Below are 17,140 nucleotides of genomic sequence, written 5' to 3'. Positions count from 1 at the left end.
CGACGCGTCCAGGACATTCCATCGCATCGATGTCGCTTTGCCCAGAGCCGACGGCGACGCGCCGTCGTCAGATCCGCGCGCGGGGCAGCCAGCCCAGGAAGCGGTGCCGCGCGTTCGGCAGGGGCAGCGTCGGCAGATCCTGGGCGGCGGCGACGAGGCACGAGCCGAGGTAGACGGCGAGGGAGGCACGCGCCCCGCCGAACTCGGCGAGCAGCTGGCTCTGCTTGGTCGCGCAGGGCCACTCGCGGCCACAGCCGGTACAGGTCCAGCTCGGCGGGTTCGGCAGGTGCTCGGGCAGCTTGGCGCGCCGGTAGCGGCCCACGACGCTGTTGTCGGCGCGCAGGTCGCGCCGCCGGGGCTCGGGGCCGCCGTTGCGGCGTACGGGCGGCCGGGCGCCGGGCAGGTAGCGCCGGACGGTGCCGAGGAGCGTCCCGACGCGTACCAGGGCGTCCGGCCCGACGTGGTGGGCCAGCAATGCCGTGAGCAGGTAGTGCCCCAGCACGTCGAAGGAGTCACGGTTGAGCCGCAGGTCGCGGCAGAGGTCGACGAACTCGGGCGTGGTCAGCGGGACACGGTCGTCGAGCGCGCGGCGCAGCACCTCCCGCAGCGCGACGCCGAGGCTCATCAGCGCGTCGCCCTCGCCCAGTCCCAGGCTGTCCTCGTCCGCCACCCGCGCCAGCGCCTCGGCCACCGCCAGTCGTACGACGCGGTCCGGATCGGTACTGTCCAACGACTCACCCCCGCCTGTCGGCCGGATCTCCGGCTGTGGTCCGGACGTCGGGGACGCCCGGGAGATCATGAACAAGATTTCGCTGTGGCCGCCGCGCGGACTAGGACAGCGGGCGCAGGATCGCCGTACGCGACTAGCCGAAAAGCGAAGTCGGCTCGGCACATTCACAGATCGACAACGATGCGACACCTCCTGCCGTATGGTGGAATTCCCATCAATGGATATCTGATTTACTGGGAATTGTTGACGCCACCACCGCCGAACCCGGTCGGCAACGCGCCGCGATCACCGGCGCGTGCGCCCAGCCACGTCCCGACACACCGCCGGCACTGGTCCCCACCCGGCGGTCTCCTCACCGGACGGAGTCAGCGGATGACGTCACCAGTGCAGACCCGAGGGTTCGACAGTCACGACCCCGAGGCCATCCATCACTTCCTGGCCAGCACGTACACGGCTGACCTGCGCATCCATGCGGGTGACGCCGGTTACCGCCTCGTCCACCGGCGCGTCGACGCCGGGCCGTTCGCCCTCGCCACGACCGGCCAGACCGCCCATCTCGACATCGAGGTCGGCGACATGGAGGGGCTGGTCGTCGGCCGTACCCGCAGCGCCCGGGTCAGCCGCGCCTGCCAGGGGGCGGCCCACCGCTTCGCCCCCGGTGACGTGTTCCTCGTCAACCGACCGGGCGAACCGTTCACCCTGCGCTGGGAACCCGGCGAGGTGGAACTCTGCGTCCTGGACCTGGGCGTGCTGAGACAGGTGGCGACCGGCGCGCCGGCCCGGCGACCCGGCCCGATCCGGTTCACCGACCTCGGTGCCGTCGACGCGACCCTCGCCCGGCAGTGGCGACGGACCACCAGGTACGTCAACGACGTCGTCGTGGACAGCCCGACCGCCAGCGCCCAGCCGTTGGTGATCGGCAACGCCGCGCGCATGCTCGCCGCGGCGGCGCTCGCGATCTTTCCCAACACGGCGTTCACCGACGAGACCGCCCGGGACCGCCACGACGCCAGCACCGGAACCCTGCGCCGGGCCGTCAGCTTCATGGAGGAGAACGCCGACCGGGACATCAGCGCCGCCGACATCGCCAACGCGGCCGCGGTCTCCCTACGCGCGGTGCAGCTCGCCTTCCGCCGCCACCTCGGCACCACCCCGATGGCGTACCTGCGCCGGATCCGGCTCGACCGGGCGCACCACGACCTGGTCCGGGCCGACCCGCGACGGGAGACCGTCTCGCAGATCGCCAGTCGCTGGGGATTCGCCAGCCACAGCAGGTTCACCGCCCGGTACCACGCCAGCTACGGGGTGCCGCCCCGCGAGACGTTGCACGCCTGAGGTGGCCCCGGTACGCGCCTTGTGGCGCCTCGTCGCACCGACGACAATCGATGCCGTGAAGCTCCCGTCGAGGATCGCCCTCCCGCTGGCGAGCCTCCTGCTCCTCGCCGCCTGCGACACCTCGCCCGGGCCGACCGGCGGATCGGCGGGCGGCACCCCGCCCGCTTCCCCCACCCTCGGGGCGTCCACCTCCCCCGCCGCGTCACCCACCCTCGTGGTTTCCGCCTCTTCGGCCGCCTTCGACAAGGCGCTGCACGACGAGTTGATCGCGATGCTGGAGCGCGACCAGGCGGACCGCGAAGGCACCCCGCAGGCCGAGTCCGACCAGGCGCGGACCGCCCGCCTCAAGGAGATCATCCGTACCCGTGGCTGGCCGACCTTCGCTCTCGTCGGCGAGGACGGCGGCAACGCCGCCTGGGCCATCGCCCAGCATTCCGACCTGGACCCCGCCTTCCAACAGGAGGCGCTGGAGCTGCTGCGGGCGGCCGTCGCCGCCCGCCAGGCGTCGCCGGGCAACCTCGCGTACCTGCAAGACCGGGTCGCGGCGGCCAAGGGCGAGCCCCAGGTGTACGGGACACAGATCCGCTGCGGACCGGACGGTCCCGTCCCGGCGACCCCGATCAGGGACGAGGCGGACGTCGAACGGCGCCGCGCCGAGGCCGGCCTGCCCTCACTTGCGAGCTATCGTGCCGAGATGACCACGATCTGCGCCCAGGACGCCAACTAGCGCCGAGGGGCGGCCTCGCGAGGCCCGGTGTGCTCTAGCTGCGCTCGCGCTCGCGGGCGGCACGCACCTCGGGTACCGAGGCTTCCAGCAGATCGGCGAGGCCGCGTAGCTGCTCGGCGACCCGGGCCCCGAGCGGGGTGAGCGTGTACTCGACGCGTGGCGGGATCGCGGTGAGCACCTCGCGGGTGAGCATCCCGTCGCGTTCCAGGGTCTGCAGGGTCTGGGAGAGCATCCGCTCACTGACCCCTTCGATGCGCCGCCGCAGCGCGTTGAACCGGTAGCTGCCCTCGCCGAGGGCGAGCAGAGCGAGCGAGGCCCACTTCGAGGTGATGTCCTCGAAGGCGGCGCGCGAGGTGCAGCTCCGCGCGAACACATCGCTGACGAGTTCCTGGGTAGGCCCCGGCGGGCCCTCGGCCGGCACGTCGCTCATCACACCAGCCTACCCGACGCTTACTCATTGTCGCGTGCTATACATTAGTAAGTGCTTGCAATCAGTCACCGCTCATCGGAGGTCCGCATGCCCACCTACGCCGTGACCGGCGCCACCGGTCGACTCGGACGCCTGGTGGTCGGGCACCTGCTCGACGCAGGTGTGCCCGCCACCGAGATCGCCGCCGTCGTCCGCAACCCGCAGAAGGCTGCCGACCTGGCCGCGCGCGGTGTCGAGATCCGCCAGGCCGACTACGACGACCCCTCGACGCTCCCCGGCGCCGTGGCCGGCGTACGCCGACTGCTGCTCATCTCCGGGGACACCCCGGGGCAGCGGGTCGCGCAGCACACCGCGGTCATCGACGCCGCCCGGCTCGCCGGGGTCGAGCGCCTGGTCTACACCAGCATCCTCAAGGCCGACACGACCACGAACCCGCTCGCCCCCGAGCACAAGGCCACCGAGGAGGTGCTGGCCGCGTCGGGCCTGTCGTACACGGTGCTGCGCAACGGGTGGTACACCGAGAACTACACCGACCAGCTTCCGCAGTACGTGGCGAGCGGCACCATCCTCGGCGCCACCGGCGGCAGTAAGGTCTCCGCCGCTCCCCGCACCGACTACGCGGCCGCCGCCGCAGCGGCGCTGACCCGGGACGAGGACGGCGACACGGTCTACGAGTTGGGCGGCACCGCGTTCACCTTCGACGAGCTGGCCGACGCCGTCACCGAGGTCACCGGCACCACCGTCGTGCACCGGGACATGTCGACCGCCGAGTTGGCCTCCGCGCTCCAGAACGTCGGGCTCGACGCCGGCACCGCCGGGTTCGTGGCCGCCCTCGACCACTCGATCGCCATCGGCGAACTGGCCACCGACAGCGACGACCTCAGCCGGTTGATCGGTCGTCCGACCACCGGACTGCACGACGCCATCCGGGCCGCGCGCGCCTGACCGGTCGCGGTCCGTCGGGCGGGCGGGCGACGGGGGTACGTCCTGTCGTCGCCCGCCCGTTCAGTCGTCCGACGGCGGCGACGTGAGCAGTCCGGTCAGCAGACTGCGCAGCGTCCGCTCGAAGAGGTCCGTCGGCGGCGTCGGCGGCGCGGACCGACCGAAGGCCGCCACGAGATGGGGGTACGCCCCGAGGTCGACGCCGGCGAAGCTCGGCGACCCGGCCGCGGCCTCGTTGCGGGCGAACAGGCTCACCACGCCGGTCATCAGGGCGATCGCCTCGAACTTGGCGGTGACGGCGCAGCGCACCGGCTCCAGGATCCGGATGCAGTTGTCGAACCAGGCCAGGCTCTCGGGTCCGACGCCCGAGGGCCGTTGGATCACGTCCACCAGCCACGGGTGGGCGCGGAACAGGCGCAACTGCTGGCGAGCCACCAGCAGCATCTCGTCCCGCCAGTCGGCCTGCTCCGGCGGGTACGGCCGCAGCTCCCCCACGACCCGGTCCGTCATCAGGTCGAGCAGGTCGTCACGGGACGACAGGTAGCGGTAGAGCGATCCGGCCCCGGTGCCCAGCGCCCCGGCGACGGCCCGCATCGACACCGCGGCAAGCCCCTCGGTGTCGGCCAGGGTGATCGCGGCCGCCACGATCGCCTCCCGGCTGTGCGCCGGCGCGGGGCCTCGGGTGCCCCGTTCGGGTCGGGCCCAGATCGGCTGCCGGCCGGCCTCGCGGTCTCCGGACCTCCCGGCTGCGTCGGTCACCGACCCACTCTAGAGCCGCTGCCGGGGTCCGCCCCGCAGGTACCGCGCAGGGGGCGCGCGGCGGGTCACTCCTTACGCACCAGGCACTAGGGTGGTCGCCATGCTCCCGCGCCGCCACCACGACCAGGGGTGGGCCCCCGCGGTGACCCCGACACACCTCGACGGATCGGTCGCCCGATGAGCGGTGCGCCCGCTCCCGTGCAGCGAGGTGACCGGTCACGCCCCGACGGTCGCCGACCCACGGTCGCCGACGCCTGCGCGCGGCTCGCCCGGTCGCGTCCCTTCGAGATCGGCATCGTCGTCGTCATCCTCGCCAACGGGATCGTCCTCGGTCTGGAGACGTACGAGGGGCTGTTTCCGGCGACCGGCGCGCTGCACGGGCTGGAGCTGTTCTTCCGCGCCGTCTTCGCCATCGAGATCGGCGTCCGGCTGGCCGCGTACGGCCGGCGTCCGCAGGACTTCTTCCGGCACGGCTGGAACGTCTTCGACTTCGTCGTGATCGCGGCCATCTTCGTTCCGGGCCTGCACGGCGACACGGCGCTGCTGCGCGTGGTGCGGGTCGCCCGGATGGTGCGGCTGGTGCGTTTCTCACCGGGCCTGCGGACGATCGTCTCCGCGCTGTGGCGCAGCCTGCCGGGCGTCACCGGGTTCCTCGCGCTGGCCGTCGTGACCCTCTACGTGTACGGGATGGCCGGCTGGCTGATCTTCGGCGACCGGTACCCCGACGAGTACGGGGACATCGGCCGGTCGTTGCTGACGCTGTTCGTCCTGCTGTCGCTGGAGACGCTGCCGGACCTGATCGAGCAGGGCCTGGCCATCTCGCCGTGGACGCTGCTCTACTACGTCAGCTACGTGGTGATCACCGTCAACCTGCTGCTCAACATCCTCATCGCGGTCATCGTCAACTCCATGGAGGAGGCCCGGCGCCTGGAGATGACCGAGCGGTTGGCCCCGGGCTACGACGAGGACGGCGACGGCGTACCCGACGAGGTGGACCGCATCGCCCTCACCCAGCGCCTGGACGACCTGCGGGCGGTCATCGGCGAGTTGGAACGGGAGTTGCGGATCGACCGGGAGGACGCGCACGGCCGGCCGTACCGCGCCCAGGCCCGCTCCGACCGCGCACTGCCCTTCGGTGACACAGGAATCGGCTAGTCTCGATCCCGTTCCCCGGTTCCGGCTGAAGGGCGCCCCCATGACGGTCAGTGTCGACAATGCCCAGTCCAGCACCGACGTCCTGGCAACACTCGACACAGTGATCGACGACGTGGTCCGCCCGCAGGCGGAGACGATCGACCGGGAGGGCGCCTTCCCCCGCGCCGGCGTCGACGCCCTCGCCACGGCGGGCCTGCTCGGCCTGGCGTCGTCACGCGAGGTCGGTGGCGGCGGCCAGGGCATGCGCCCGGTCGCCGAGGTCATCGAGAGGCTGGCCGCCGAGTGTGGCTCCACGGCGATGGTGGTGCTCATGCACTACGCGGCGACCGCCGTCATCGAGTCCCACGGTCCGCGCGACGTCCGCACCGCCATCGCCGCCGGCCAGCATCTGACCACCTTGGCCTTCTCCGAGTTCGGCTCGCGCAGCCACTTCTGGTCGCCCACCGGCACCGCGACGTCCGTCGCCGACGACACGGTCCGCCTCGACGCCCGCAAGAGCTGGGTCACCGCGGCGGGCGAATCGGACAGCTACGTGTGGTCGAGCCTTCCGCTGTCGCCGGGAGCGGGGCCGATGACGCTGTGGCTCGTACCCGCCGGACGTGCCGGCCTCGACATCGCCGGCGACTTCGACGGGCTGGGGCTGCGGGGCAACGGCTCCCGACCGATGACGGCGGACGGGGTCCTGGTACCCGCCGCCGCGATGCTGGCTGCCGACGGGGCCGGCCTGGACACCGCCCTCGGCGTCGTACTCCCCTGGTTTCTGGTGCTCAACGCCGCGTTCTGCCTCGGCCTCGCGGACAGCGCGGTCGCCGAGGCGAGCGGGCACCTCACCCGCACCACGCTCGCCCACACCGGTGCGGCCCTGCGCGACTCGCCCGTGGCCCGGCGGGACCTCGCCCAACTGAAGATCCGCACCGATGCTCTGCGGGCCTTTCTCGCCGACACCCTCAGTGCGCTGGAGACCGGCCGGAACGACGCGACTCTGCGCGTGTTGCAGGTCAAGGCGCTGGCGGCCGAGACGGCCGCCGACGTCTGTGACGGCGCGATGCGACTCTGCGGCGGCAGCGCCTTCCGCCGGGAGTCCGGGTTGGAACGCCGGTTCCGCGACTCCCGGGCCGCTCGGGTGATGGCGCCGACGACCGACGCCCTGCACGACTTCGTCGGCCGCGTCGTCACCGGGCTGCCGCTGCTCGACGAGGCGAACCGCTGATGCCGGCGTCAGCGGTGGTGATGGGAGCTGTCGCGTACGACCCCAAGGTCGTCACCATCTGGGAGGGGTTCCGCGCCTGGCTGCGTGGGCGAGGCCTGGACTTCGACTTCGTCCTCTACTCGCACTACGAGCGACAGGTCGAGGATCTCGTCGCCGGCCGGATCGACGCGGCGTGGAACTCCCCGCTCGCCTGGCTGAGGGCCGAGCGGCTGGCCGCGGCCGGCGGCGGCGCGGTGAGCGCACTCACGATGCGCGACACGGACCGGGACCTCACCTCGGTGGTCGTGGTCCGCGCCGACTCACCGGTACGCCGGGTCGAGGAGCTTGCCGGGCTGACGGTGGCCACCGGCGCGGTGGACAGCCCACAGGCGACGCTCATCCCGCTCGGTCACCTCGCGGCCGCCGGTGTTCCGCTCGACGTGCGACGGTTCGACGTCGGTGTCGGGCTGCACGGTGACCACATCGGCGGCGAGCGTGACGCGGCTCGCGCGCTGGCGGCCGGCGAGGTCGACGCCGCCTGCATGATCGACGCCAACCATCTGGCGTTCGTCCAGGAGGGCACGCTGTCCCCCGAGGGCACCCGCATCATCGCCCAGACCGGGCGCTACGACCACTGCAACATGACGGTACGCGAGCCGGCGTCCGAGGGGGTCCGGCTGTTCGGCGCCCTGCTGCGCGGCATGTCGTACGCCGATCCCGAGGTGCGCCCGCTCCTCGACCTGGAGGGTCTGACGGCCTGGACGGCCGGCCGGACCACGGGGTACGCCGCCCTCGCCGCAGCGGTCGACGCCAGCGGGTTCTACGCCGCCGACGGGCGGGTGACCGCCACCGACTATCGGCCATGACCCCCGTACCCGCCGCCGACACCGCGATCGACCTCGGCGACCTCGGTCTGGGCCGGGGCGCGCACCTGCTGCTGCAACGCGCTCTGGCCGGGCTGCGGCCCGGCGGCCGGCTGGCGGTCTTCGGCCGGGAGCCGGCCCTGCGCGTGCACCTGCCGGCCTGGTGCCGCGGCCGGGGCCACCGGGTCGAGTGGCCGGAGGCGGCCGAGCGCGGCGACCTGGTGGCGGTCGTCGTACGGGGCACGGCGGACGACGACCGCTGGTTCGGCGCGGAGCGGGCCGGGTCGGCGCTGCCCTCGGCGTTGAGCAGCCGTCCGTCGCCCCGATGGGGGCTCGGCGTGCGGGGTGCGCTGCTGGAGGCCGGCGGCCCCGAGGCCCGGTTCGACCTGGACGACCGCGATCTGGTGTGGGCAGACATCGCCCCCGCGCTCTACGCGCAGGCCGCCGCCCGGCAGTGGGACCCGGAGACGGCGGTGCCGTGGGACGAGGCGTTCGCGCTGCCGGCCGACGTCGAGGCAGCGGTCGTGCAGGTCATGACCTATCTGGTCGAGAACGAGCAGGCCGCGCTCGTCGTACCGGCACGGTTCCTCGGCCGCATCCATCCGCACTTCCGCGAGGTGGTGCAACTCCTCGCCGTGCAGGTGGCCGACGAGGCCCGGCACATGGCGGTGTTCAGCCGGCGGGCCCTGCTGCGCGGGGCGGAGTTCGGCACGTCGTCGGCGGGCGGCCGCCAGTCGCTCTTCACGCTCGTCGCCGAGTCCGACTTCGCCCTGGCCTCGTTCCTGCTCTCCGTGCTCGGCGAGGGCAGCTTCGTCGACCTGCTGGCGTTCCTGGTCCGGCACGCCCCGGACCCGGTCACCCGCCGGATCTGCTGGTTGGCGATGCAGGACGAGCGCCGGCACGTGGTGTTCGGCATGGCCCACCTGGAGCACCAGGCGACTGTCGACCCGTCACTGCGCGACCGGCTCCGCGCGGCCATCCACCGCCGCCACGACACGTTGGTCGACACCGCCGGGCTCAACGCCGACGTCTTCGACGCGTTGGTGGTGCTCGCGGCGGGCGGGTGGCGCCCCGAGGACGTGTCCGCCGGCTTCGATCACGTGCAGGCCCTGCAACACGCGATGGACCAGGGCCGCCAACGCCGGCTCGTCCGGTTGGGTTTCCGGCCCGACGAGGCGGTGGCGCTCTCGGCGCTGCACACGCGCAACTTCATGTAGCTCCCGTCCGCGTCCGGGGGCGTAGCGTGGAACCGCCATGGACACCGAGCCCACCGCGGTCCGCGCGGACCTCCTCCGGCGACGCGACGAGGCCACCGTCGAGATCGCCGCGCTCGAGGGCGACCTGCGGAGCCTGTTCGAGGCGTCCCGGTCGTCGAATGCCGACGACGAACACGACCCCGAGGGCAGCACGATCGCCTTCGAACGCGCACAACTCAGCGCCGTCCTGGACGCGGCCCGTCGACGCCGCGCCGAACTGGACGAGGCCCTGATCCGCGTCGCCGCGGGCAGCTATGGCACCTGTGCACGGTGCTCCCGCCCCATCCCGGCCGAACGGCTCGCCGCCCGCCCGTCGGCGCGTACCTGCGTCGCCTGCGCCAGCCGACGGTGACGGTGGCGGCGCGCGCGGACCCGGTTGCCGGCGGACGTCGCGGGGTCGGCAGCGGGCACGGCAGCCGCCGGCCGCCTCGACGGCTGCCGCTCAGACGACGGTGGGGCTGCGGCGTTCCAGCAGGACGACGTCGCGCCAGCGGTCGTGGTGGCGGCCGATCCGCTCGCGTGTGCCGATGACGCGGAACCCGGCCCGCCGGTGCAGGGCCAGGCTGGCGGTGTTCTCCGGGAAGATTCCGGACTGGATCGTCCAGATGCCGGCGGCCTCGGTCGAGGTGATCAGCGCGTCGAGCAGCAGCCGACCGACACCGCGCCCCTGGGCCGCCGGGTCGACGTAGATCGAGTGCTCGACGACGCCCGCGTAGACCGCGCGGCTCGACGTCGGTGACACGGCGACCCAGCCGAGGACCGAGCCGTCGGCGACGGCCACATACCGGTGCGCGGCCAGACGGGTGTCGTCGAACGCGGCCCAGGTCGGTGCGGTGACCTCGAAGCTGGCGTTCCCGCCGTCGAGGCCGAGCTGGTAGATCGCCAGGATGCGGTCCGCGTCCCCGGGGCTCATCGGTCGCAGGGTCACCTCGGGCATCGTCGGGCTCCGATCTGGTGTGTCGACCACGTCGCCGGGGACGGTGTCGCCGGTCTGTCGGACCAGACAGTTTTACCGTGCGGAGGCGTCGCCTTCCGGCTGCCCCGGCCGGCGTCCCGCAGGCCCGCGCCCCGCCCACCGAAAGGTGTGATGTTTCGAATCGGCGGCGACCGGGCGCCACACCCATGAGATTGGCCGTGCCGGTGAACGTCGAACCTTCACCGGCATTCGCAGGTTCCTTTACCGCCAGCGGACCGTGCCGGCAAGAGGCGTCGTGAGCGACCACCCCGCCCCACTCCCGGCGATCCGAGGAAACGTTAGATGTCTATGGATGCAGGCCGACTGACGTCGTTGACGCGCCTGAAGCGCTCTCCGTATACTCCAAATGATCATCTGATCTTTAGCCGAGCCGGGCGAGGAGCGCATGCCGCAGATCACTGGCGTCACCGTCGAGGACGTCCGCTTTCCCACCTCGCTGACCGCTGACGGGTCCGACGCCATGAACAAGGACGGCGACTACTCAGCGGCCTACGTCATCCTGCACACCGACGGTGTCGACAGCGCCGGCGTGCCGCTGGCGGGTCACGGCCTCACCTTCACCATCGGTCGGGGCAACGACATCGTCGTGGCAGCCGCCGCCCACCAGGCACACCGCCTGGTGGGCCTGGACACCGCCACGATGGCCGCCGACATGGGCGCGGTCTACCGCCTGCTCACCTCCGACACCCAGCTGCGCTGGCTCGGCCCGGAGAAGGGCGTCGTCCACCTCTCCCTCGCGGCCGTGCTGAACGCCGCCTGGGATCTGGTCGCGCGCCTGGCCGACAAGCCGCTGTGGCGGCTGCTCACCGACATGACCCCCGAACAACTGGTCGACATCGCGGACCTGCGCTACCTGTCCGACGCGCTGACCCGGGACGAGGCGCTGGCGATCCTGCGGGCCCAGCACAGCACGAAGGCCGACCGCCTCGCCGAGCTGGCGCGCACCGGTTACCCGGCCTACACCACCTCGGCCGGCTGGCTCGGGTACGGCGACGACAAGTTGCGCCGACTGTGCCAGGAGGCCGTCGACTCCGGCTACGGCTACGTCAAGCTCAAGGTGGGCGCCGACCTCGACGACGACATCCGCCGCTGCACCATCGCCCGGGAGATCCTCGGCCCGGACCGCAACCTGATGCTCGACGCCAACCAGGTGTGGGACGTCGACCAGGCCATCGAGTGGGTCAACGCGCTGGCCCGTTTCACGCCACTGTGGATCGAGGAGCCGACCAGTCCGGACGACATCCTGGGCCACGCGGCCGTGCGCCGCGCCGTCGCTCCCGTCGGCGTCGCCACCGGCGAACACTGCCACAACCGGGTGATGTTCAAGCAGTTGTTCCAGGCCGAGGCCATCGACTTCTGCCAGTTGGACACCGGCCGGCTGGCCAGCGTCAACGAGATCGTCGCCGTGCTCCTGCTCGCCGCGAAGTTCGGCGTTCCGGTGTGCCCGCACGCCGGCGGCGTCGGGCTCTGCGAGATGGTCCAGCACGTGTCGGTGCTCGACTACGTCGCGGTCTCGGGGGATCTCACCGGCCGCGTCACCGAGTTCGTCGACCACCTGCACGAGCACTTCACCGATCCGTGTGTCATCCGGGACACCGGTTGGGGCAGCGGGTACGTCCTGCCCGACGCGCCCGGCTACTCCACCCGCATGCACCCCGAGTCGATCGAACGGTACCGGTTCCCGGACGGCCGTTACTGGGCCTCGACCGAGACGGCTACCGTGTCATCTCCGGAGCCGTACGTGATCGCGGGTGGAGCGCCCACCCCCGCCGGCCGCTAGGAGGTGTCATGTCCCGCACCGACGAAGTGGTGAACGGCATCAAACGGATGATCCTGGAAGGGACGTTCAAACCCGGGGATCGGCTGCCCATCGAGAAGGACCTCGCCGAGTCCCTCGGCGTCTCGCGGGGTTCTCTGCGCGAGGGGATGTCGGCGCTGTCGATCCTCGGCATCGTCAACATCCGCCAGGGTGACGGCACGTACGTCACGAACCTCGACGCCCCGCAACTGCTGGCCCCGATGGGCTTCGTGGTCGACTTTCAGGGCCAGGGCGACGGTCGGCACATCCACACCGTTCGCCGCCTGCTGGAGTGCGAGGCAGCCCGGTTGGCCGCCACCAGGATCACCGACGAAGCCCTCGCCCAGGCCGGGGAACTGCTCGACGAGGCGGCCCGGATCGCCGGCCGGTCGCCGCAGGACCACGAGCGGATCATGGAAATCGACATCGCTTTCCATCGGATCATCGCCGCACACGCCGACAACCCGGTGCTCATCGGCCTGATCGAGGCGTTCGCCGGGCGCACCCTTCGTGGGCGGCTCTGGCGGAGCCTGCACGAGGAGGGCGCGGACCGTCGTACCCACGACGAGCACGTGGCGATCCTGAAGGCCCTCCGGGCACACGATCCGGAGCGGGCCCGCACCCGGATGGCCAACCACCTGATCGGTGTGGAGGAGTCGCTCCAAGGGCTGCCCGACGAGGGATGAGACGGCTGTGGGCGGTTGCTCGCCCGCCCGCGCCGCGCGTCGGTGGGACCGTTGCCGGTCCACCGCGGGCGGTCACGGGCGGGCGAGCACCGTCACCGCTCGTCCCGCTCCGCGCTCTTGCTGCCGGTCATCGCCGCGACCAGGTCGTCGGTGGTGACCTCGTCGGCGCGCAGCCGAGCCGCCCGCCGGCCGAGACGCAGTACCTCCACCCGGTCGGCGATGTCCAGCACCTGCGGCATGTTGTGACTCACCAGCACCACCGACATGCCCGCCGCGCGAGCCCGCCGGACGACGTCGAGCACCCGTTCGGTCTGCACGACGCCCAGCGCCGCGGTGGGCTCGTCGAGGATGACCACGTTCGTCGCCCAGATGATCGCCCGGGCCACCGCGACGCACTGCCGCTGCCCGCCGGACAGCATGGCGATCGGCGTGGTGACCCGCGGAATCCGTACGCCCAGCTCGTCGAGGGCCGCGGCGGCGCCCTGCCGCATCGCGCGCTTGTCGAGCAGCCCCAGCCGACCGAGCGGCCCGGAGCGCAGGATCTCCCGCCCGAGGTAGAGGTTGGCGGCGACGCTGAGATCGTCGGCGACCGCGAGATCCTGGTAGACGGTCTCCACCCCCGCGCGTCGGGCGTCCACCGGGGTCCCGAAGTGGACCTTTCGACCACCGACCCGGATCTCGCCCTCGTCGGGCGCGTGCACACCAGAGAGCGTCTTGACCAGCGTGCTCTTGCCGGCGCCGTTGTCACCGATGAGGGCGACGACCTCGCCCCGGTGGACCGTGAAGTCGGCGCCGCGCAGCGCCTCGACGTGGCCGAACCGCTTGACGATGCCACGGGCTTCGAGCACCGGCGGCTCCTCGGGAGACCGCCGCCTGTCGCTGTCGGTCGTCGGCGCGGAGGTCGTCGCCATCACTGCACCGGAGGGTTGGCGCAGCTGGGCTCGAGCACCGCCTTGATCTCCGGCGAGTCGATGTTCTTCTTGGTGACGAAGGTGACCCCGGTGTCCGCCGATGCCAGCGGCGCCTTGTCGCGGAGGTGCTTGACCATCTTGTCGACGCCGAAGTAGCCCATCTTGAAGGGGTTCTGCACGACCAGCGCCGAGATCTGGCCGTTGCGCAGTCCGGCGATCTCGTCCGGGGCGGCGTCCCAACCGATGATGACCACCTTGCCGGACTTGCCCGCCGCCTGGATGGCCTGCGCGGCACCGAGCACGCTCGGTTCGTTGGCGGCGAAGATGCCGGCGAGGTTGGGGTTCGCGGTGAGGATGTTCTCGGTGACCCGCCGCGCCTCGTTGACGTCACTGCGGCTGGGCTGCTGGCCGACCAGCTTGAGGTTGGGGAACTGCGCGAGGCCGGCCTTGAAGCCGTCGACCCGCTCGGTGTTGGTCTGTGAACCGGGTTGGAACTCCACCAGCGCCACGTCGTGGTTGCCGGGGCCCAGCTCGGTGGCGAGCAACTTGGCCGCCTCGACGGCCGACGCCTTGTTGTCCGTGGCGAAGAGCGGCACGCCCGACGGCTGCGGGCTGGTGCCCGAGTCGATCATCGCGACCGGGATGTTCGCGCCGAGCGCCTGGTCGGTGGCCGGGGCCAGCGCGCGGGAGTCGGTGGCCGCGTAGACGATCCCGTCGACCTTCTTGGTGACGAAGTTCTGGATCAGGTTGACCTGCCCTTCGACGTCGGTCTCGGTGGTCACCCCGTCCCACTGGACCGTGACGTCGCCGGCGCGTTGGGCGGCGCACTCGGCGCCCGCCTTCACCGTGTTCCAGTAGTCGGCCCCGACCGCCTTGGGCACGACGGCGAGCTTCAGCGGCCCGGAGGCCTGCTTGGTCGCGCCGTCGTCTCCGTCGCGGACCTCGACCCCGCCGCAGGCACTCAGGAGAGCGGCCGCCGCGGCGGCGGCGAGAATGGCCTGCGCGCGCAGGAGGTGACCTCGTGGACGTCGGCTGGTGGTGGTGTGTGCCATGGTGTGCGTCCTTCCTCTGTCGAGCTGCGGGTACGGCATGTCAGCCCCGTGACTCCAGCCGCCGGCGGCGGTACTGGTCGAAGTAGACGGCAGCCCAGATGATCAGGCCGACGATCACCTGCTGGTAGTGGATGCTGATGTCGAGCAGGACGGCGCCGTTGCGGACCAGGGCGATGAGGAAGGCGCCGATGATGGTCCCGACGATCCGACCCTGCCCGCCGAACAGGCTGGCGCCGCCGATGACCGCGGCGGCGATGACGTCGAGTTCCAGCGAGATGCCGTAGTTCGGCTGGCCGGAGTTGACGCGGGAAGCGGCGATCATGCCGCCCAGACCGACCAGGACGCCCGCCAGGACGTACACGTAGGTCAGGTGACGACCCACCGCGACGCCCGAGCGGCGGGCCGCTTCCAGGTTGGAGCCCATCGCGTAGGTGTACTGCCCGAAGCGGGTCTGCGAGAGCAGGAAGGCAACCCCGACGGCGACCACCGCGGTGATCACGACGGCGAACGGAATGCCGATGATCTCGCCGTTGCCGAGCAGCTGGAACGACTTGGGCAGCCCGTAGACGCCGACCGCGCCGGTGATGATGAAGACCAGGCCCCGCCCGACCGACATCGTCCCCAACGTCGCGATGAACGGGGGTATCCGGGCGACGGTGACCAGCAACCCGTTCAGCAGTCCCGCCAGGGCACCGACACCGATCGCGACCGCCGTCGCCGCGAGGAGCGGAAAGCCCAGATCCCGTACGACCATCGCACCCGCCACGCCGGCGAGCGCGGCGACCGAGCCCACCGACAGGTCGATGCCCCTGGTGATGATGACCATCGTCTGCGCGGCGGCGATGATGGCGATGACCGCGGTCTGCGCGCCGATGTTGAACAGGTTGTCCGCCGTGAGGAAGTACGGACTGGCGAAGCTCAGCGCGATGAACAGGACGATGAGCGCGGTCGCGGCGGTGAACTCGGACAACGCGTGGGAGATGCGCTCGCGTAACCAGTCGTTGAGCGCGCCGCCCTGGCTCTGGTCGGTCGCCTCGACGGCACTCATCGTCCGGCCCGGCTCTCGTCCACTGTGTCCCCGGCTCGGCACGCGCCCCCGCCGGTGATTGACGCTCTCCCTCGCAACCGGACCTCCCCAGGAAGTCACACACGGGGCCACGCCCCGCAGCGCCTGCACGATAGATCGGATGTTTCCTGTGATCAGGCGTTACCTTGCCATGGTCACGCTCATGTTGCCAAGGTCTTACCGTCATGTTGTGGCATCGTTATGCGTGTCTCGGGAACGATACGTCGGACCAAAAAATCGTTGCCTGTGACCGGATGGCGGCGAGCGCCGCGTCCGGACACGCTGTTAGCGGTAACCTCCGACCAGGGCGACGCGGACGTGCTCATCGAAGGGGTTCGCTGCCCGCTCACCACTCGCCTTGAGCATGTTATCGATAACATGCTATGTTCCGCCAAGGAGTCGAGGGCACGTCCCTCCCGTTCGGAATCATCGGCACCTCGAAGGGCATCGGGTCCCCTGACCCGGTCGACGGCCGGTGACCTGTCCGAGCCACACCTGTCCGGCGTACGCCGTGTTTCCGCGTCCCCGCACGCGGCCGCTCCATCGTGACGTGCGCCCTCAGGCATCGCCGATGTCGATCCATCGGACCGTCCCGGGCACCGCCGTATCCCGCCCTGAACGGAAGCCACGGTCTGCCCGCCACCGGTGCGGCAGCCCGATCTCGACTCCGCCGCCACCATTGTCGAAAGGCAGGACCATGGACAAGATCCCCGACGAACGCGCACCGCGACCCCGGTTCCGGGGCCGTCGGGTGCTGGTGCCGCTCGCGGCCACCCTCGCGGCGGTCGCCGCGACGGTGGCGGTGACCTCCACCGCCAACGCCGGCACCACCCTGGGCGCCTCGGCGGCCGAGAAGGGCCGCTACTACGGCGCCGCGGTACCCGCCTTCAAGCTGTCCGACAGCCAGTTCGCTGGCATCGTCAACCGGGAGTTCAACCAGCTCACTCCCGAGAACGAGATGAAGTGGGACGCCACCGAGCCCCAGCAGGGCCGGTTCAGCTACAGCGGCGGGGACCAGATCGTCGCGCACGCCCAGTCGCACGGCATGATCGTCCGCGGCCACACGCTGCTGTGGTACCAGCAGCAGCCGGGTTGGGCCCAGAGCATGTCCGGGACCGCGCTGCGTAACGCCGCCATCAACCACGTCACCCAGGTCGCCACCCACTACCGGGGCAAGATCTACGCCTGGGACGTGGTGAACGAGGCGTTCGCCGACGGCGGCAGCGGTGGGCGGCGCGACTCCAACCTGCAGCGCACCGGCAACG

The 17,140-nt window shown here is 71.5% G+C and carries 18 protein-coding genes; 11 read left to right on the top strand and 7 right to left on the bottom strand.

Annotated elements, in window-relative coordinates; all coding sequences use genetic code 11:
• Positions 1-67: 67 nt before the first annotated feature.
• Positions 68-730 carry a hypothetical protein gene (locus ABZV06_RS28530; RefSeq protein WP_355248684.1) on the bottom strand — a complete coding sequence of 221 codons (663 nt, stop codon included), beginning with the start codon at positions 728-730 and terminating at the stop codon, positions 68-70.
• Positions 731-1,102: 372 nt separating this feature from the next.
• Here ABZV06_RS28530 and ABZV06_RS28525 point away from each other — a divergent pair, with 372 nt between their 5' ends.
• Positions 1,103-2,065 carry an AraC family transcriptional regulator gene (locus ABZV06_RS28525; protein WP_355248687.1) on the top strand — a complete coding sequence of 321 codons (963 nt, stop codon included), beginning with the start codon at positions 1,103-1,105 and terminating at the stop codon, positions 2,063-2,065.
• Between the two features lie 55 nt (positions 2,066-2,120).
• Positions 2,121-2,792, top strand: coding sequence for a DUF6624 domain-containing protein (locus tag ABZV06_RS28520; protein WP_355625304.1), 672 nt, complete (start codon positions 2,121-2,123; stop codon positions 2,790-2,792).
• Positions 2,793-2,826: 34 nt separating this feature from the next.
• On the opposite strand, the gene ABZV06_RS28515 is transcribed toward ABZV06_RS28520, so the two are convergent.
• A complete protein-coding gene (locus ABZV06_RS28515; RefSeq protein ID WP_355248691.1) occupies positions 2,827-3,222 on the bottom strand; it encodes a helix-turn-helix domain-containing protein in 396 nt (131 codons plus the stop codon).
• Between the two features lie 87 nt (positions 3,223-3,309).
• Here ABZV06_RS28515 and ABZV06_RS28510 point away from each other — a divergent pair, with 87 nt between their 5' ends.
• Positions 3,310-4,167 carry an SDR family oxidoreductase gene (locus ABZV06_RS28510; protein ID WP_355625302.1) on the top strand — a complete coding sequence of 286 codons (858 nt, stop codon included), beginning with the start codon at positions 3,310-3,312 and terminating at the stop codon, positions 4,165-4,167.
• Between the two features lie 60 nt (positions 4,168-4,227).
• Here ABZV06_RS28510 and ABZV06_RS28505 read toward each other — a convergent pair whose 3' ends face one another.
• Positions 4,228-4,923, bottom strand: coding sequence for a TetR/AcrR family transcriptional regulator (locus tag ABZV06_RS28505; protein WP_355625300.1), 696 nt, complete (start codon positions 4,921-4,923; stop codon positions 4,228-4,230).
• Positions 4,924-5,100: 177 nt separating this feature from the next.
• Here ABZV06_RS28505 and ABZV06_RS28500 point away from each other — a divergent pair, with 177 nt between their 5' ends.
• From ABZV06_RS28500 to ABZV06_RS28480, 5 genes are read left to right on the top strand one after another with little or no spacing between them, the layout of a single operon-like run.
• Positions 5,101-6,078 carry an ion transporter gene (locus ABZV06_RS28500; protein WP_355625298.1) on the top strand — a complete coding sequence of 326 codons (978 nt, stop codon included), beginning with the start codon at positions 5,101-5,103 and terminating at the stop codon, positions 6,076-6,078.
• Between the two features lie 40 nt (positions 6,079-6,118).
• Positions 6,119-7,288, top strand: coding sequence for an acyl-CoA dehydrogenase family protein (locus tag ABZV06_RS28495; RefSeq protein ID WP_355248704.1), 1,170 nt, complete (start codon positions 6,119-6,121; stop codon positions 7,286-7,288).
• Positions 7,288-8,133, top strand: a complete 846-nt coding sequence (locus ABZV06_RS28490; RefSeq protein ID WP_355248707.1) for a PhnD/SsuA/transferrin family substrate-binding protein — start codon at positions 7,288-7,290, stop codon at positions 8,131-8,133. The genes ABZV06_RS28495 and ABZV06_RS28490 overlap by 1 nt, the downstream gene beginning before the upstream one ends.
• Positions 8,130-9,347 carry a ferritin-like domain-containing protein gene (locus ABZV06_RS28485; RefSeq protein ID WP_355625296.1) on the top strand — a complete coding sequence of 406 codons (1,218 nt, stop codon included), beginning with the start codon at positions 8,130-8,132 and terminating at the stop codon, positions 9,345-9,347. The genes ABZV06_RS28490 and ABZV06_RS28485 overlap by 4 nt, the downstream gene beginning before the upstream one ends.
• Before the next feature lie 37 nt (positions 9,348-9,384).
• Positions 9,385-9,738, top strand: a complete 354-nt coding sequence (locus ABZV06_RS28480; RefSeq protein ID WP_355248713.1) for a TraR/DksA C4-type zinc finger protein — start codon at positions 9,385-9,387, stop codon at positions 9,736-9,738.
• Positions 9,739-9,828: 90 nt separating this feature from the next.
• Here the strand turns inward: ABZV06_RS28480 and ABZV06_RS28475 are convergent, their stop codons facing one another.
• On the bottom strand, positions 9,829-10,323 hold the full coding sequence (locus tag ABZV06_RS28475) for an N-acetyltransferase family protein (protein WP_355248715.1): 495 nt from the start codon (positions 10,321-10,323) through the stop codon (positions 9,829-9,831).
• Between the two features lie 424 nt (positions 10,324-10,747).
• On the opposite strand from ABZV06_RS28475, the gene ABZV06_RS28470 reads away from it, so the two are divergent.
• Together ABZV06_RS28470 and ABZV06_RS28465 are read left to right on the top strand one after the other, a co-directional pair.
• Positions 10,748-12,142, top strand: coding sequence for an enolase C-terminal domain-like protein (locus ABZV06_RS28470; RefSeq protein ID WP_355625294.1), 1,395 nt, complete (start codon positions 10,748-10,750; stop codon positions 12,140-12,142).
• Positions 12,143-12,150: 8 nt separating this feature from the next.
• Positions 12,151-12,846 (top strand): FadR/GntR family transcriptional regulator, encoded by a 696-nt coding sequence (locus ABZV06_RS28465; protein WP_355248721.1) that lies wholly within the window; start codon positions 12,151-12,153, stop codon positions 12,844-12,846.
• 92 nt (positions 12,847-12,938) lie between these two features.
• Here the strand turns inward: ABZV06_RS28465 and ABZV06_RS28460 are convergent, their stop codons facing one another.
• The 3 genes from ABZV06_RS28460 to ABZV06_RS28450 all read right to left on the bottom strand — a co-directional run bounded on the left by ABZV06_RS28460 (position 12,939) and on the right by ABZV06_RS28450 (position 15,857).
• On the bottom strand, positions 12,939-13,694 hold the full coding sequence (locus ABZV06_RS28460) for an ATP-binding cassette domain-containing protein (RefSeq protein ID WP_355625292.1): 756 nt from the start codon (positions 13,692-13,694) through the stop codon (positions 12,939-12,941).
• A gap of 62 nt (positions 13,695-13,756) precedes the next feature.
• A complete protein-coding gene (locus ABZV06_RS28455; protein WP_355248726.1) occupies positions 13,757-14,809 on the bottom strand; it encodes an ABC transporter substrate-binding protein in 1,053 nt (350 codons plus the stop codon).
• Between the two features lie 40 nt (positions 14,810-14,849).
• Positions 14,850-15,857, bottom strand: coding sequence for an ABC transporter permease (locus tag ABZV06_RS28450; protein ID WP_355248729.1), 1,008 nt, complete (start codon positions 15,855-15,857; stop codon positions 14,850-14,852).
• A 715-nt stretch (positions 15,858-16,572) separates the two neighbouring features.
• Here ABZV06_RS28450 and ABZV06_RS28445 point away from each other — a divergent pair.
• Positions 16,573-17,140 (top strand): endo-1,4-beta-xylanase (locus tag ABZV06_RS28445; RefSeq protein ID WP_355248732.1); only part of this gene is annotated, 568 nt, incomplete at its 3' end.

Origin of the sequence: Micromonospora sp. NPDC005172 (assembly GCF_040608555.1) — a bacterium.
Taxonomy (GTDB): Bacteria; Actinomycetota; Actinomycetes; order Mycobacteriales; family Micromonosporaceae; genus Micromonospora.
The sequence above is the reverse complement of the archived record's forward strand: the minus strand, read 5'-3'. Positions and strand labels throughout refer to the sequence as shown.